This is a genomic window from Enterococcus sp. AZ088, assembly GCF_051714845.1.
Classification (GTDB): Bacteria; Bacillota; Bacilli; order Lactobacillales; family Enterococcaceae; genus Enterococcus; species Enterococcus faecalis.
In genome coordinates this window covers 904,027-920,147 of sequence record NZ_JBIOSQ010000001.1, presented here as the reverse complement: position 1 = coordinate 920,147, position 16,121 = coordinate 904,027, and the positions used below count along the sequence as shown (strand labels likewise).

17 protein-coding genes are annotated in these 16,121 nt (G+C 36.7%); 3 read left to right on the top strand and 14 right to left on the bottom strand.

Going from position 1 to position 16,121, the window contains the following annotated elements; all coding sequences use genetic code 11:
* Positions 1-256 precede the first annotated feature (256 nt).
* The gene (locus IGL17_RS04640; RefSeq protein ID WP_002381996.1) at positions 257-460 is read right to left on the bottom strand and encodes a DUF378 domain-containing protein; all 204 of its coding nucleotides are present in this window, start codon (positions 458-460) and stop codon (positions 257-259) included.
* A 197-nt stretch (positions 461-657) separates the two neighbouring features.
* Here IGL17_RS04640 and IGL17_RS04635 point away from each other — a divergent pair, with 197 nt between their 5' ends.
* Complete coding sequence (locus tag IGL17_RS04635; RefSeq protein WP_002358125.1) at positions 658-951, top strand: hypothetical protein; 294 nt, start codon at positions 658-660, stop codon at positions 949-951.
* 13 nt (positions 952-964) lie between these two features.
* Positions 965-1,243 carry a hypothetical protein gene (locus tag IGL17_RS04630; RefSeq protein ID WP_229201965.1) on the top strand — a complete coding sequence of 93 codons (279 nt, stop codon included), beginning with the start codon at positions 965-967 and terminating at the stop codon, positions 1,241-1,243.
* Positions 1,244-1,264: 21 nt separating this feature from the next.
* Here the strand turns inward: IGL17_RS04630 and srtC are convergent, their stop codons facing one another.
* The 4 genes from srtC to ebpA form a co-directional block, all read right to left on the bottom strand.
* A complete protein-coding gene (gene srtC / locus IGL17_RS04625; RefSeq protein WP_002360607.1) occupies positions 1,265-2,122 on the bottom strand; it encodes an Ebp pilus assembly class C sortase in 858 nt (285 codons plus the stop codon).
* 93 nt (positions 2,123-2,215) lie between these two features.
* Positions 2,216-4,099 carry an endocarditis and biofilm-associated pilus major subunit EbpC gene (gene ebpC, locus IGL17_RS04620; RefSeq protein WP_002379310.1) on the bottom strand — a complete coding sequence of 628 codons (1,884 nt, stop codon included), beginning with the start codon at positions 4,097-4,099 and terminating at the stop codon, positions 2,216-2,218.
* Positions 4,096-5,526 (bottom strand): endocarditis and biofilm-associated pilus minor subunit EbpB, encoded by a 1,431-nt coding sequence (ebpB, locus tag IGL17_RS04615; RefSeq protein WP_016618000.1) that lies wholly within the window; start codon positions 5,524-5,526, stop codon positions 4,096-4,098. The genes ebpC and ebpB overlap by 4 nt, the downstream gene beginning before the upstream one ends.
* A 3-nt stretch (positions 5,527-5,529) precedes the next feature.
* Positions 5,530-8,994, bottom strand: a complete 3,465-nt coding sequence (ebpA, locus tag IGL17_RS04610; RefSeq protein ID WP_154212439.1) for an endocarditis and biofilm-associated pilus tip protein EbpA — start codon at positions 8,992-8,994, stop codon at positions 5,530-5,532.
* A 174-nt stretch (positions 8,995-9,168) separates the two neighbouring features.
* Between ebpA and IGL17_RS04605 the strand changes: the two genes are divergently transcribed.
* A complete protein-coding gene (locus tag IGL17_RS04605) occupies positions 9,169-10,590 on the top strand; it encodes a helix-turn-helix domain-containing protein (protein ID WP_438760008.1) in 1,422 nt (473 codons plus the stop codon).
* A gap of 185 nt (positions 10,591-10,775) precedes the next feature.
* Here IGL17_RS04605 and IGL17_RS04600 read toward each other — a convergent pair whose 3' ends face one another.
* The 9 genes from IGL17_RS04600 to IGL17_RS04560 all read right to left on the bottom strand — a co-directional run bounded on the left by IGL17_RS04600 (position 10,776) and on the right by IGL17_RS04560 (position 16,016).
* Positions 10,776-11,171 (bottom strand): DUF805 domain-containing protein, encoded by a 396-nt coding sequence (locus IGL17_RS04600; protein ID WP_002358131.1) that lies wholly within the window; start codon positions 11,169-11,171, stop codon positions 10,776-10,778.
* A 70-nt stretch (positions 11,172-11,241) separates the two neighbouring features.
* Positions 11,242-11,955 (bottom strand): DsbA family oxidoreductase, encoded by a 714-nt coding sequence (locus tag IGL17_RS04595; protein ID WP_016618002.1) that lies wholly within the window; start codon positions 11,953-11,955, stop codon positions 11,242-11,244.
* 139 nt (positions 11,956-12,094) lie between these two features.
* The gene (locus IGL17_RS04590) at positions 12,095-12,541 is read right to left on the bottom strand and encodes a GNAT family N-acetyltransferase (RefSeq protein ID WP_002396414.1); all 447 of its coding nucleotides are present in this window, start codon (positions 12,539-12,541) and stop codon (positions 12,095-12,097) included.
* Between the two features lie 369 nt (positions 12,542-12,910).
* Positions 12,911-13,153 carry a hypothetical protein gene (locus tag IGL17_RS04585; RefSeq protein WP_002377858.1) on the bottom strand — a complete coding sequence of 81 codons (243 nt, stop codon included), beginning with the start codon at positions 13,151-13,153 and terminating at the stop codon, positions 12,911-12,913.
* A 70-nt stretch (positions 13,154-13,223) separates the two neighbouring features.
* On the bottom strand, positions 13,224-13,655 hold the full coding sequence (locus IGL17_RS04580; RefSeq protein WP_002391595.1) for a universal stress protein: 432 nt from the start codon (positions 13,653-13,655) through the stop codon (positions 13,224-13,226).
* Positions 13,656-13,707: 52 nt separating this feature from the next.
* The gene (locus tag IGL17_RS04575; protein ID WP_002358136.1) at positions 13,708-14,013 is read right to left on the bottom strand and encodes a hypothetical protein; all 306 of its coding nucleotides are present in this window, start codon (positions 14,011-14,013) and stop codon (positions 13,708-13,710) included.
* Between the two features lie 17 nt (positions 14,014-14,030).
* Entirely contained in the window at positions 14,031-14,228 is a 198-nt protein-coding gene (locus IGL17_RS04570; protein WP_002375234.1) for a hypothetical protein, read from the bottom strand.
* A 71-nt stretch (positions 14,229-14,299) separates the two neighbouring features.
* Complete coding sequence (locus tag IGL17_RS04565) at positions 14,300-14,689, bottom strand: hypothetical protein (RefSeq protein WP_002358138.1); 390 nt, start codon at positions 14,687-14,689, stop codon at positions 14,300-14,302.
* Between the two features lie 4 nt (positions 14,690-14,693).
* Complete coding sequence (locus IGL17_RS04560) at positions 14,694-16,016, bottom strand: Y-family DNA polymerase (RefSeq protein ID WP_002386016.1); 1,323 nt, start codon at positions 16,014-16,016, stop codon at positions 14,694-14,696.
* Between the last annotated feature and the right edge of the window lie 105 nt (positions 16,017-16,121).

Genomic DNA, 16,121 nt, shown 5'->3' with positions numbered 1-16,121 from the left:
GAGCTGATTTTTCTCACTAGTGATCACATCAATTTGAACTAATGATTCAAAAAAAGACACAGGTTATTTGAGGTACGTTCGAGGTAATGCTAGGTTCTATTTTGAAAACAACGCAGCTCTCTTGAAATATTTTTTGAGCTTGTCTAAACCTTCTGAAACGAATATAGAAAATAAAAAAAGAGTCCCCTTTCTCAAGGAAACTCTCAATTGCTAAGTCAAAATAACTTCACGTTAATCTAAATCTTTTAAATCAATCCTATGGTTCGCGGAACAAAGGAGCTAAAAACTTAATAGAATAAATCGCACAAATTCCGACAATAATATAGATAATTTTTGCTAATGGTGTGGTTGCACCGCCACTAATTGTTGCAACTAAATCAAAATTAAATGCACCAACTAATAACCAGTTTAAACCTCCGACAATCAATAAAATTAAAGCAATAATATCCAGATATTTCATTTTTAACACTCCTTCCAAATTTGATAAGCCAAGAGTAACACGTTTATTCTTTATTTACGAAAATAATGATTCAGGAAAAAAAAACTTTTTTTCAATTATTTTCTCGAATCATTTTTTCATTATTAAGAATTTTATGATATAACTAAAGAGTAGACAAAAACAGATTCATTATCTCTGATAAGAAATGGTGATTTATTATGCGTGCTAAGTTATTTTTAATTTTGCGGAATCGAGTGTTATCCCGTGTTGTCTTTGTCATTCTATTTTTACATGTGCTTTTTACCACAAATGATTTCACGGTGTTGCTGCTCCTCTTACTATTGAATTATTTACTCACGCTTGAGGATAGCGCGAAAAAAAACAGAAAAATCCAAACTTGGCAGGAATTTAAACAGTCGATTGATTGGCCCTTTGTCGCTTTTTATTCAGGGCTTGCTCTTTTAGTTATTTCGTTAATACTTCTGTTTCTCTGGTTCAATTATGCACGATAAGGAGGATTAAAAATTGAAAAGCTATTTTTTTACTCTTTTTTTTAGTATGTTTAGCCTTTTCGTCATACTACTTTGGTTTTCTGGATATGATAGTAAGGGATTTCTATTGGCCCTTACAGATTTTCTAGGTTTTTCTATTATTCACCAAACGCCTGCGCTGGATACTTATTATTCCCAGCAGCCTTTAACAACCAGAATGTTGATTTCTTCTGGTCTTCATTTTTGTACTTATTTTTGCTTAGGTTTGGTCATTGATTTACTACGTAAAGGGTTTAAAAAAATAAAAACATAGTCACTTTTATTATACGAATCGTTAATTTCCATGCTTTCTGGTCGTCTTTTTCCGTCGCTTGTACCAGATGATGAAGCCACTAATAATTAACGCACAGGCAATTAAAAGTAATGTCCATAATAGTAAATTTTGTTGTTGTGCCACTTTTTTCATTCCTGCTGCTGCTTTTTCTGGTTGATATGGGATACGATGTCCTCGAACTAATAACCGATGACTGTTTATCATATACGGTGTGCAAGTTAATAAAGTGACGAGATCTTGGCCAGACTCAATGTGTAAATCTTTTGTATCAGTTGGTTCAACGGTTTTTATTTGATCCACTTGATAAGCGAGCGTCTTCCCATTGACTTCGATATAAAATTCATCGCCTTTTTTTAATTCTGGCAAATCTGTAAATAATTTGGCTTGAGGGAGACCACGATGTCCTGAAATGACCGCATGTGTATTCGCACCACCTGTAGGATAGGAGGTTCCTTCTAACAAGGAGCTTCCTTTTTCCAATAGTAATGCATTCGTTTTATCAAAAATTGGTAAACGGACATTTATTTTTGGAATGGTTAAAACACCAATCGTATGACTTTCAAAATAGGATTTGTCTGGTTTTTTCGTTGTTTTTTGCGTTTCAGAAAAAGGATCTAATCCAGGATTGCTGCCTTTTTTCGCTAATTCTTGGTTTTTCTTTTCCATTTTTTCTTGAAGTTCAGCCATTTCTTTGGTGTTTTCTTGGCTTGCTTTTGCTTGATAATGAGCGATAATTTGTTGATCCAGATAGTTATTTAATGCATCGCTAACAAAAGGATACGCAAATGCACCTATTCCAATAATCAGTAAAAGAATCATAAAACCATCAATGATACGACGTTTCTTTTTTGACTTCATTGCTTCCTCCTTAAAAATAAAGCATGAAAGCCTGGGACAGTGATTGGCCCAGGCTCTTTGTTTTTCTAAAAATTTCTTCGGTGATGCTAGAAATTAAGCATTTTCTTTTCTACGTCTAGCAAAGTAGACTCCTGCAATAAGTAGCAAGACTGCGCCACTTCCTAAGTAAACGTAGATTCCTTTGCCACCTGTTGAAGGTAAGGTACCTTTGTGTTTGTTTGGTACTTTTTCTGGTGAAACTAGGTTTTCTGTTGTGCCATATGATTGTTCATTGACCACAAATTCAATCCGATTTGTTAACAAGACATAATCATCAGGAGCTACAGTTTCTTCTAAATAATAGGTACCGTATTTAAGCCCTGTGATATCAACTAATCCATCAGCCGTTGTTGTAAAAGTAGTTGCTTCAGCTTTTGTTTTCACCCAAGTTGCTGCTTTCGTTGTTTCATCGATTTTCAAATAATTTGCTGTGTCGCTGTTTTGATCACGGACGACAAAGGAAGCTCCCGCCAAGGCTTGTGTCGCTGTCACATCGCCATCGACTTTAATGAAACGTTTCCCACCTGTCACAACTTCAACAGTTGGTGGTGTTTGGTCGTCGGTATGACCGTTATCAACATTCGCCTCATTTTTAAAGCCTTTCGTAGGATCTGCTTTTTCATTTAAATGCATAAAGTAAACGAATTTTAGTGTGCCGCCTGGTGTTAGCGTAGGAATATACGCTGGATTAACGGCGACAGTGAAGCCATTTGCTTGTTCAGTCACTTGATAATTTTCAGGAGCAATCACTGTATCCCCATCATATAACGCATAAGCATACTCTCCAGAAGTCACGTTATCAAAAGTTAAGGCTGCATCATGTTTATCAACTAAATTGAATTTGACGTATTTATTAGCGTCGCCTTCTTTGTCTGCAATCCCCAATGGAATATTTACAGAAATTTGATATTTAATTTTTTCGCCAATTGCCACATCTTTACCATCTAAGCTTGGTGTTGTTTTATCAACTTTAGAGGTATCATTTTTGACTGTTTTTTCAACAGGTGTTTGATTGTTTGCTTCAATTGTAAATGGTGTTTTTGTTTGATTTTCAATTAATTCTGCATTATTTGGAGCTTTTACTTCTTCTAAAATATACGAACCAACCTCAAGATTTTTAACTGTTAATTCTCCCGTTCCATTCTCTGCTTCTGTGAAATCATTTTCGCCAATTTCATAACTTTTCCCAGTAATAAAGCGTTTTGCTTGTTCTTTATCCGTTGTCCATGTATATAATCCATCTTTGACTCCTTGGATATATTTTACTGTGCCTGGTGAGCCTTCGCTTTTAGAAATAACAAATTCTGCGCCATTTAATCCTTCATTTTCAGCAGTTCCTACTTTTTTCACATGTAAACTACCATCATTGGCTACCACATTTTTAGGATAAATATGAACAACCGCTAATTCTTCTGTTCCATATTTATAGGAACCATCTGTTTGCTTGATCATTTCGTAAACTGGGAACGCCACCACCATATTCGTAGCAGCAACTACACCCTCTTTTGGTTCTTCTTTAATGGTATACACTGCATCTTTACCATTTTGTTTTTTAGGTAACTGAACAGTGACATTCCCATTTGCATCGGTGGTTCCTTGAGCAACAGGTTTCCCAGGAGTTAAACTTTGGACAGCTTGTTTAGCTGCATCAACGCTTGCGCCTGCCGCTCGTTGCTCGTAAAATTCGTTCGTCACGTTATAAATACTAAACGTCACATCTGCCAGTCCTTGATATTTATCAAACTCGCTCATTTCTTTCCCGCTATTTTGAATAAGCGGATCTGGTAAATCCGTCATTTTCTTTTTGTGAATCACGAGCTGTGCGCTCTCCCCATTTTCTTCTGCAAATGCAGTTGTTGTCCCTAATACACTCGTGAAAAGTGGCAAAATTAGTAACAAGGTACTAACGGTGTACCAAACTTTTTTTAATTGCTTCATTTTCTCTCTCCTCTTTTTTGTTTTTGGTAAAATAGCCAAATGACTACCAGCCCAATGATTAGCAGGCCTGCAATCGTCAACCAAATAGAACGTTCTTCATTTGTTTTTGGTAAGAAGCCTGACTCTTTTACTTTTTTATTGATTACATGTAACGGTGCTGTTCGTTGTCCGTTCGTTGCATAAGAATTTTTTTCCACCGTAAAAGGAATTTCTGTTTGATTCAGAAGATAACCTTTTGGTGCAGAGATTTCTTCCAAGAAGTACTGGCCATCTTTTAAACCTTTAACTGAAAATTCACCGGCTTGATTAGACGTGATTTTTTTAGCTAATGCTTTTTCTTTTTGCCAACGATACCCGTTTGCTGTTTCATTGAGGTATTCCCCCGCTTGATTTTTGACGATAAAAACAGCCTCTGGCAAGGTGATTTTCGCATGTTCACTATCAACTTTGACAAAAGACTTGCCGCCTGTACGAACTGCGGCTCTTTTAGTCAAGGTATGCTTGTCCGTGACTAATTGTCCTTCGTTGTTAATCGCAGTGTCTGGTTCAGCGGTCTTTTCTAAACGCATTTGATACGACACAGTCATTGTTTGATTTGCAAAGTTTTGTAAGTCTTTAATTGAAAAATCAAGCGTAAATCCATGCTTTTGCGTCGTCAATGTGTAACCTGTAGTAACTGTTTTTCCAGCCACTTTTACCTCAATTGATTCTGGTAAAAGTGTCAACGTTGTATCCGCCTTATCTGACAAACGGAATTCCTGATATCCTAAAATATTCGCTGGAATCTGAGTCGTTAACTGATAGTTAATGTGCTCTCCTTGATTAAAGCCTTGTTGCTTATCGAGTACCGTTTTTTCAAGTGGTGGTAAGTCATAGGCATTTTCTTCATTTTTTGGATATAAATGAATATGCGTTAACGATTGCCCTTGTGGATCTTGAACAGGCAAAATCACTACTAGGTTGCTAGCTTTTTCCTTTACCACTTCTGGTGCTTCCGCTTCAACAAATAAATAGGCTTTATCTCGTTGCTGCGAATCTTTGCTAGCTAATGAAAAAGAAACCACTCCATCTTCTCCATTTATTGTCTGTGTTTTATCTTCTGCGATCGGTTTTCTATTTGTTGCACCGGTTTCTGCTAATTGACGCTGTGCCTCTTGGACCGTTTTTCCTTCAGAACGAAGCTGATAAAACGGATCCGTCACATCATAGACTTGATAAGTGACGTCATTTAAGCCCCGATAATTTTGAAGCAGCGTTCCCTCTTCCCCTGTGTTTTGCTGCTGTTCTGGTAATTGACCATCAGGGAACAATAATTTGTGCAACGTAACTTGAACGCTTGCTTGCGATGCCTCTGCTAATGCTTGCTGTGAAAACCCGAAAAGAGCGAGTAGCATGACGCAAATACTTAACCAACGTGCGTTTTTCATTGATTACACACTCCCTTCTGGTCGTCTAATAAAGAGATAAACACCCGCTATCACGAATGTACTAATCGCTATCAAGTAAAACCACAAGCGTCCTATGCCACCAGTTTCAGGTAAAGGAACCTTTGCTTGGTTCGTAACGTCTAAAGTAATTTGATTATTCTTCTCTCCAGAAATTAAAACATCTGCTACTTTTTCCCCATCTATCGTGACTGAACCATCTTCACGAATTATTAATTCGATTGGTTCTTTTAACCCCTGATATCCTTCTGGCGTAAAGGTTTCTGTTAGAACATATTTCCCTGGTTTTAAGTTTTCAAAAACAAAAGTATCCGTTTCTTTGCCATCTTTTGGTAATTCAATATCCGTATCTGGTCCTGTTAAACGGAATTTCGCTCCTTTAAGTGGCGTCTGATTATCGGCTTTTTTATGAACTGTTAAGTCAAAAGGTTTCAAATTATTTTGATGTGTCAGTGTCCATTCTGGCGCATTTTCTTCAATATTTTTGCCTGCATAGTGAATTTTCCCATATTTATCAACAGTAAATTCATAATTTCCAGCAAGAGTGTCGTAGCCTAATGGTCCTGATTGTTCCACCATTCGATACTCACCAGGTTCACTAATTTTAAAATAGCTCAATCCTGTAGTATCTGTTTTTTGAGTTGCCACAGTTTGGTAACTTCCTTGAGCATTTTTTCTTTGCAACGCAAAAGTCGCCTCTGCTAAGTTCACTTGTTTGCCATTTTGCATGGTGTATTTTCTAATTCTGATTGGCAAAGAAGAAAATTTATTTTCAATTTCCAATGGAATAACTTGATTTGTGGTGGTCACTTCTTGTCCATCGATGCTTACTTTGCCTTGCTCACTCACCTCAATTTGCCAAGTCGTTTTCTTGCCTAACTCATGTCCTGCAGGTGCTTTTACTTCAGTTAATGTATAGCGTTCCCCTTTTTGTAGGCGCACATCTTTTGGCAAGGAATAGCTACCATCTTTATTGTCCACTAATGTTGTTTGAACATTTTTACCACTCAATTCAAAGACGGCTCCCACTAAGTTTTTCTCACCTGAGGAAGAATTTTTGATTACTTTTAAATCTAATGGCTTGAACTGCTTCGTGTTTTTCCAAGTAGTATCGTCGATTTTTTCTTGACTGTAACCAGGAACTGCTAATTCACGGGTTGTTTGATAATTGAAAGCTTGTCCTTGATTGTTGTATTGGGGAAGCCCAAGAACTTCTTGATAGCTTTCATCCGCGGTTTTGGAAAGTTGGGTTACATTTTTGCGCTCCCAACTATTGCTGGTATCATTTTCTGGTTTTGATAATTTAATATACCCAGTTTGCCAGTTGGCTGTGTCAGTTACTTGCTTTCTACTAATTTCATAAATCACATTATCTGGCCGACTTGTCGGGTCTTGATCATACTCTTCCCAGATTTTTTTCACGTTTAACTTCACGCCAGGTGCTTTTCCCGAAGGAACCCCAAAATCAACTTTTTCAGGGGCCGTGGCTAATGGCTGAAACGTTGTCCGACCATTCATTTGATACCAAAAATCAGGTTTGAAGTTTTCTGACTCTGTTTGAATACGTACTTGATAATGAATTTGAATTTCTTGCCCTTTACCCAAATAAATCTCATTACTATTAATTGTAGCGCCTGTTAGCGACACTTCTGGTAATGTTTGAACCTGAACAGGACCCACACTTTTCATTGATAATGTATTTGGCTCGTATTTAAAAGGTTCAGCAATTGGATCAACTACTTTTCCGTTTACAACCGTTCCTGAAATCTGAACGGCTTTTTTCGCTAAATAATCAGAAATGTCTGGTGCATAATCCGCGGATTCATAATAAAGGTCTCCATTTTCATCGGCTGACACCATCTCACGCATTTTATCTTCAACTTGTTGTTTAGATAAATTAGCTCGTGGATCGCTTTGCAATTGAATGCCCAATCCATGTATTTCAATCCCACGTTGTTTTAAGGCCATTGCCTCACCTATCGTGGCGATAAACGTACTGTTAATCCGTTTATTGATATTGTTTTGATCTGGCGCATTATAGCTACCAGAGATATAAGAAGTGCTACCTGGTTGATCTTGTCGATTCGTAAATTGTGTCCCGTAAAAGCGACCATCCGCCTCTGTTTGAACTCGACTCACTTTATAAGAGAAGGTTGGGACGCCATCCGTTAAAAGTACAATGACTTTCTTATGTCCATTTGGCGTTGCTAACATATCACCAGCATCTCTTAATGCTTTTTGAGTGAAAGTTCCTCCTCTAGTGCTACTTGGCGTAATATTTTTAATTGGATTTTTGACTGTATCAAACGGCCCCATTTGAATGGCGTTGTTATTATAACCGTCACTTGAGTAGCCAACATAGCCCATGTTGATGTTATTGGTAATACCGCTATCTGCCAATGTATCAACAAAACGGTTCACTCCTTTTTGTACTTCACCAATCCGATTGTTTTCATTCATACTACCGGACCAGTCAACGACTAAGACCAAATCCAATGGCGTGATTTCTTTCTGAACATTCCCACGCACATTAAGATATACATCAAAAAGCCCTGGTGTTGTTGTTTCTCTAGCATATTTTCGGATGGCATAATCGGCTTGGTCTCCTGTACCGCCATACTCAATATAAGAATTTGTGCGATTAGTAGGGTCCCCATTCCAACTCGTTTGGCCGTCCCATTGTGCACCACCGTCTTTATTCCCTTGATGGTTTAGCACATTTTGATTGCCTGTGGGCCGCCAATTAGCTGTCGGATAAGTACCAGAATTATCCGTCGTGTATTGTGGTGCAATTAAAGGTAGTGCCAGATTCGCTCTCAAAGTGGCTGGCGCCATTCTTGCTTCTGCAAATGGATTGGTTACCTCTTCTGTTGCGGTCGGCTGTTCTGTTTTTTCTGGAGCCGAATCATTTTTGTTAGTTTCTTTCGTATTTTCTGGTACAGTTATTTTTTCTGGTTCAGTTGATTCTTTAGCAGAATCCTCTACTGTTATTTTTTCAGAAGTAACTGAAACATCATATTCGTTGTTTTCATACAATAACTTAGGTGGCTGAGCTGTTTGAAGCGAACTTTGCTCAACAGCTAACGAAAGCTGTACCGGCTTTTTTACTTGTGCGTCCAAAGTCAGATAAAGCGTACCATTAGTCACTTGGTAAGAATATCCGTCTTTTTCAATTACAGCAGTATCCATGAACTGTGCATTTTTCAATTGAATTTCTCGTTGTAATGGCTGCTCTGTTTGGTTGAGAAGATTTAACTCGATATTAATATTCGTTTTATCATTCTCATCTGTTATCATTTGAGCGGATGTAATTTCAACTTCTTTGGCTGTTTCTGCATAGCCAATGAGCGGTATGAAATAGGATGAGACAAGTAAAAAGACTACGCCGAAAACCCCAAATTTCTTTAGTAATTTAATGTCTGTTCTCTCCTTTCTTTTATGAATTAACAGTTAAATTAGAATTGCCTAGCACGTAAAATTTCATTATTCTAATCTGATAATTATTATACAGAGAAGGAGCTCATTAAATCACACCAGCTTTCATACCAAGCGGTTTCATTTCTGAAATTGCGTTATTGTTTCGATGATTGTTTCATTAAAGTAAAGGACTTGGGAGGAAACAATATGATTAGGTTTTTAGAAAAAAATTATCGGAAAATGGAAGAAATCATTCGTGTCTTATCCATTTCTGATAAATGGATGACTAAAAAAGAACTTGCAAAATATATTGGTAGTTCTGAGTCTACTTTTATTCGTTATATTGAGGAGATTAAACAGCGTTGGGGCGAAAGTTTAACCATTAAAACATCGCATAAATTAGGCTATCGTTTAGAAAACTTTAATGTGTCCTTATATTTAAACGTGCTGACGGATATGGCAAAAACGTCAACGACCACCCAATTGCTCCATGAGTTTATCCAAAATCCTGGCAAAACCATCGAATATTATTGCGATACCATCAATATTAGTCGCTCTTCTTTTGCTCGAAAATTGAAGCAGTGTAATCAGGTCTTGGAAACTTACTCTCTTCGCGTTATCGTTGATCAAGGCTATCAATTAACTAGCCAAACAGAAGAATTGCCTTTACGTATTTTTACAACCTTTTTCTTTTTAATGTATTATGGTCATTATGAATTGCCTTATCAATTAGATAAGCAGGAAATCAAACAATTAATGCGCCGTAATCAATGCCAATTAAATATTATTAGTATGGATAACAGTTATGAACACGATTTCTTTATTATGTATTTTATTGTTGATTTATTAAGAGAACATCAAGGATTTCAACAACGTTTCCAGAAAAAAACAGATAAAAAGAGTCCAATCAAAATGGAAGATTATCTTTTACTCAGTCGTCATTTCACTGGACTCAGCCGTGAGACCTATCGAGAAGTTCTCCGGTATTTTCAAAGAGGCGCTTTTCAGCAATACTACTCCGAAGACCAAGAAGTCATCAGTCAAAGAATACGTGAAAATTTAAAATTTAATGCTTTTTCACAGATTGAACAATTAACAGAAGAAGTCGTCGACTTCGCTGTTCACTTGTTAACCTGTCTTTATTTGTTTTCTCAATTAGTGCCTTTTGACACCTCCGAATTGACACAAAGGGCCACCTTTTTCACTCGACAAATTCATTTTACTCAGCTTCACTTATATGCACGATTAAAAGCAGAATTGCATTTCTTTTCCGCTCTTTTAGAAACAAATCTATTAAACTATTCATCTTCTTATATTTTTTGGTTGCTTAATACTTTTCCAGAAATTAACCAGAGTTTCTACTCAAAAAAGATTTTGATTATTAGCGACATGGGCCTGAATCATAGTCAATATATTGGAAACTATGTCCACGATATTTTAGCTTTGCATCGAATTCGTTCAAATACTTTAGCAATTACGGAAGAACAATTAGGTGACCATCAACTTGAAGAATTTGATTTGATTATTACCAATCAACCAATTATTGAAACCAGTGTTCCAAGTATTTTAATTAATGATGCTATCTTATTTTCTAACAAAAGAGAATTGCTCGATTTATTAAACTTTTAACGTCTTAATGGTTTTCCCTATCTACCAAAAAGATAGCCCTTTTATCAAGAACCACGTAATGTGAGGTGCCATCATACAGAAGATATTTTTATTTTTCTGAAATAAAAAAGAAAATAGGACATAAGTCATTTCGACTTATGTCCTATTTTCACTCTTAAGATAATCAGCTAAACGAAACCAGCAAATTAAATTTCTGATTGATTCACTGGCCATCTTGTGTGACTTTTACTTGGCAAAATTAATGTAATGAAGATCACTAAAGTACCGATAAAAGGAAGTAAATAGAATAAAATCCACCAGTTACTGTGGTCGCGATCATGCAATCTTCTTGCTCGAACAGTAAAGTTTGCCAACCAAATTAAAGCAGTCAGCAAGAAAAAGATAATGGTCACGGTATTCCATTCTTTAATGATTGTTCCATCATTGGGTGTTACTTCAATATATCTGTAAACGCCCGTAATTGCTGAATAAATCCCTAACACCAAATAATTAATTAATTGTGGCCACCAATATTGTGCTCGTGTTGCTGACGCATTCATTGTTGTAATATTATTCCAGTATTCTCTATACGCGTTAAACATATTATCACCCCCGCATTAACTATTACAGAAGTCTTTCGTTTTGTCAAAGAATAACGTTATTTTATGCTGCTTAATGACACGTCCATGTGCCTTCCTTAAACTCACACGAAGCTGACTCTTCAGAAGAAGGAGTTAATGAAACTAACGGTTGCTGTTGTTTTTCTTCTGCGAGAATTTTTTGAATAGTTTGGCTGATTTGCTGTTTCGGTACTGCACCATTAATTAAATATTTTTGATTAATGATTAGTGCAGGAACTCCTTGTAAACCATAAGCAGAAGCTAGCGCAAAATCTTCTTGAACCGCCGCCCAAACAGCCTCGGAAGCAACAGCTTCTTTCCATAAAGCAAAATCAATCGTTGTCTCTTTTACTAGCTCCTCAATTACTTCTGGCTCTTCAATATTTAAACTTCTCATAAATAAACCTTCTTGTAACTTATCAAACAGTAACCAATAAGTGTCTTGGTTGCCAATGTATCCAGCTGCTTTTGCTGCTAATAATGCATTCTTTGATGTTGGAAAATCAAATCGTTGCTTCCTCATCCCTTCAATATTAAAACGATGCTTTGAATCGTTTTGATTGGCATGCACCCAATGCGTCAAAACTTCTTCTTTTACTGCTGCTCGTGAGCCAAACATTGTTTCAAAATCGTTTGCGGACCACCCCAACGCAAACGACCGATGGATCAATTCAATTTCAGGAAATTCTTGTTGAATCTCATGCATGCGGTCAGACATTGGAAAACAAAAACTACAAATAACATCATGGAAAAATTCTATTTTCATCCTTACCCTCCAGTAACTCTTTTTTCAAAACAGATTGAACTAAATTTACCATTTTACTTACTAAAAGTAAACAAATGAAGCCAATTAAAAGAAAAAGGTGAAACAAAATGCGCTATGGCTTTTGTCTCACCTGTTCTATCTACTTATTCTGATGTGTCCATTCCATTACCCGCTCACCATTCGTATCTAATTCACCATTAAATACAAAACCGAGTTGTTGATACAACCGAATTGCTGAGCTGTTCGTATCATAAACACTCAAGTATAGCTTGTTTGTTTGGTATTTTTCTATTAGCATTAACATTAAAAGTCGACAGGCTGCTTTCCCATAACCTTGTCCTTGGAACCGTTGATCAATTAAAAAGCGGTCTAACCAAACGCGCCCATCTTGCCAACGTCCATACATGGCATAGCCGATTAATTGATTGCCGTCATAAATACCTGCCGATTCCCATTCTGGAAATTGGTCCGATTCTTTTAGATTTTCTGCCATTGATTCAATGAAGGTTTGTTGTTCAGCGAAAACTTGTAGGTTTTCCACTGCTTTACGATTATCGCTTGTTACTTTTTCAAAATGTATTTCCATTGTTTTCACCTAATTAGTTGTTATTTTCTGCATACTTGTATTCTTTCTTGCTTCTTATTTTAACATACTTATTTCCCTTTGCTTTCTCTAACTCTCTGTGATTATACGTTTCTCTTTTTTATGGGAATTCTTCCCTATAAATGGAGACTCTTTTCAAGAGATTTCTTTTTACACTACCCGTTTCAAATGATATAAATGATACATAGAGTGTTTTAACTATGTGCAACATGATTAAAAGTTAACTGTTGGGGAGCAGTTAACTTTTTCTTTTTAACCACAAAAGAGAGGATCCGCTGTGAGAAATAACTGCAGTGGATGCTCCCTTTTGTATATTATTTATTTACTAGCCGATAGTTGAAAGCTTTCCCGTTACTCAGTAGTATCGATTTTGTCTTCTTGACTATCTAAAGAACGGTCAACTTTTTCGTCGTAACTTTCCATGGAATTTTCATTTTTATGTTTCTGCTTATCGACCGTTTTATCGACTTTTTCTTTCTGTCGATCAATTGTTTTTTCCATCTCTTCGCCAGCCGAGGTACAACCACTCAGTAAAAAGAAACTTGTGAATAAAAACGCTGACAAGATAACTGTTTTTCCGATTTTTGTTTTCATAAACTCACCTCTCGTTTAATTTAAAAAAACGTCCCGATAAAACATTGTTCCCTTGATTATTTACTCACAATTAGCGAACGACTAAGACATTGCACAAAGCATGGTTAACCACATAATCTGTAGTAGAACCAATTAAGGTTCGTTGAATAGCACCTCTTCCCGTGGCACCTAGCACAATTAAATCTATGGCATAATTTTCAGAAATCGTGTTGGCAAGATAACGTTTTGGGCTCCCAAGCTCAACAATTTTTTTGACTGTTTTTACACCAATTTCACTCGCTTGTTTTGCCTTTTCAGTGAGCATCTCTTCTGACTTGTGTTTTTCTAAATCATACAATTCTTCAAAAGAAAATGGACTCGTCGTAAATTCAGCATCATTAATAATTGTAGCTAAATAAAGAGTGGCTTGTTCCTCTTTGGCAATCCTGACAGCTTCATGAAAAGCTTTTTCAGATTGATCTGAGCCATCAAGAGCAACCAAAATATGTTGATATACTGACATTTTATCCGCCTCCTTAACCAAATTAAGAATCAAAACTAACACAACAGCTGTGTTACATTTTAGTGGCTATCTGTTGTAATTTTTCCACGGTTAATGCTTGATAATTTGTTTCTTCAAGTAGTCCCGTTTGAATTTCAACAGAAACATCTTCCGTACATGTTTCTAAAAACATTGTGGCATAATCAAACTGTTGCTCTAAGAATGTTTCATATTCCAGTCGACAACGTAAAAATTCTTTCGCGGTATCTGAAACATGTAAACACATGCGGCGCTTATTCGCTTTCTTGGTTATCACAAAATAGGTTCCTTCTAAAATCGTGGTAATCTCTTCAATAATATACGCTGCATCTTTTACCATTCCGTCAATCCAGTCCTTTATTTGTTTTCAGTATCGTTGCTTTTTTCTTTGTCGTCACTTAACAGCTCTTTAATTTTTTCACGATTGTCGTATAACTTTTTTCCTACGCCCACTAAGGCACCACCAGCCAATAACTTTGTTAAAAAGCCGCCACTCGCATTTGTTTTTTTGCCATGGTGTCCTTTTAAATGATGTCCCATCCTAGCCACCTCCATAATTTTTATTTCTATTACCTATGAACATTATCTCATATGTTTTCACAAAACGCACGTATAACAATAGTTTTTTAATCAAGGCTCGACCACTTTGTAAACTCATGACTTTTAATATGCCGAATCTCTTCAAATAAAATATGTGTATGTCCAACTTTTGCATACTCCATTGAACTCATCCCTTCAAAAACACCAACAATTGGCGGTTGAACACGGCCAAAATCATCCAATGTATTCAATTGGATTTCTAAAACCTGGTTATTTTTTAAAGACTGCTCTAAGTATTCTTCAATTTCTTCTGTTGTCTGTTGCGGTAAGCGTTCAAACGCTCTCTTAGAATATTCGTCAGAAGCTTCGATTCCTTCTTGTAACTCCCCCAATGCAAAAGCGGTCGCCCATTTCAGTTCAAAGGGCCGATCATGGTACTCATTATAAGGTGTAAATTCTTTTTTTGTTCGTTTCATGATGTTATCCTCCTAAACCGACATTTCCTCCAGCATGTCCACCGACTAATCCTGAACGATGAATTGCCGTCGCGCCTTCCAACAAAGAAGAGGCGTGGATTAAAGCTTGAAAGCCAAATTTTTGTCGGATTTTATCAATCAGATAGTTTAACTCCATTTCACTAATTTGCTCTTCTGGTTCCGAAAATAAATCTAATTGTAAAGATTCATTCCAAACTAATTTCCCATAAGAAAGCCCTAATTGCCGGACATCGGTTCCCGCTAGATAATGTTCTCTAAAAAGGGCTAATACATAGGTAATCAAAACTTTTGTATTGTTTGTTGCAGGAATCGTTTGTTGTTTTCGCCAACCAGTTCGTCCTTCACGGTCAATTTGTCCTTTGGAATAACCAACGTAGACTGTGATACATTCCGTTTGACAATGCGCTTTTCTTAAACGAGCAGCCACTTGTTCTGTCAGTTCCTTTAAGACTAGTTCAATCTGATCTCTTCGCGCATAATCTCTCGGTAAAATCTGACTATTCCCAAATGATTTTTCAGCTTTATGTGGTGCTTTTTTTCCTAAAAAGGTACGATCAATCCCCCATGAATGAGCATACAATTGAAGCCCCATCACGCCAAATGTTTCTTGTAAAAGATGCGGATTCGCTTGCGCTAACTCATATACAGAATCAATTCCTAAACGATTCAGTCGTTTAGCCATTCTGCGACCAATCCCACAAAAATCTGTCAAAGAAGGCAACTGCCAGACAGTATCTGGTACACGATCATACCGCCATTCTGCAATAAAATCTGGCGAATGTTTGGCGCCATTGTCCAACGCCAATTTAGCCAGTAACGGATTGTCCCCTATCCCAACGGTCACATAAATACCCACATGATTATAAACGACTCTTTGGATAATCCGAGCCATTTTATAGGCAGTTTCACAATGAAAATAACTTAAAGAAGCCGTTACATCAAGAAATGATTCATCTACACTAAACACAGAGTGATCTTCATCTGCGACAAACTTTTTATATAAATTATTAATTTCTTGATTTTTTTTCATGTACAAATTCATTCGTGGCGGAACCACATATAAATCAGGATGAGCGGGCACTTGATTTTTACGCGTAACATTTGAAACACCTAAAACTTTTTTTGCCATTGGCGATGCTGATAAAACTAATCCCCCCGCATTTTCGGCATTACTCATCACTACCAACATCGTTTTCAACGGATCTAACCCACGTTCTGCGCATTCTACACTAGCGTAAAAACTTTTGCAATCAATACAAAGAATATCGCGACTAGGTTCTTTTTCATAATCAAATTTCACAAACATCACCTCACTTGCAAAATCATTATACGAACAAACGTTCGATTAATCAAGCGAACACTGTTTATTTTTTTGTTTTTTTCAAGAACGGTCGGTGATCAAAAAAAAAAT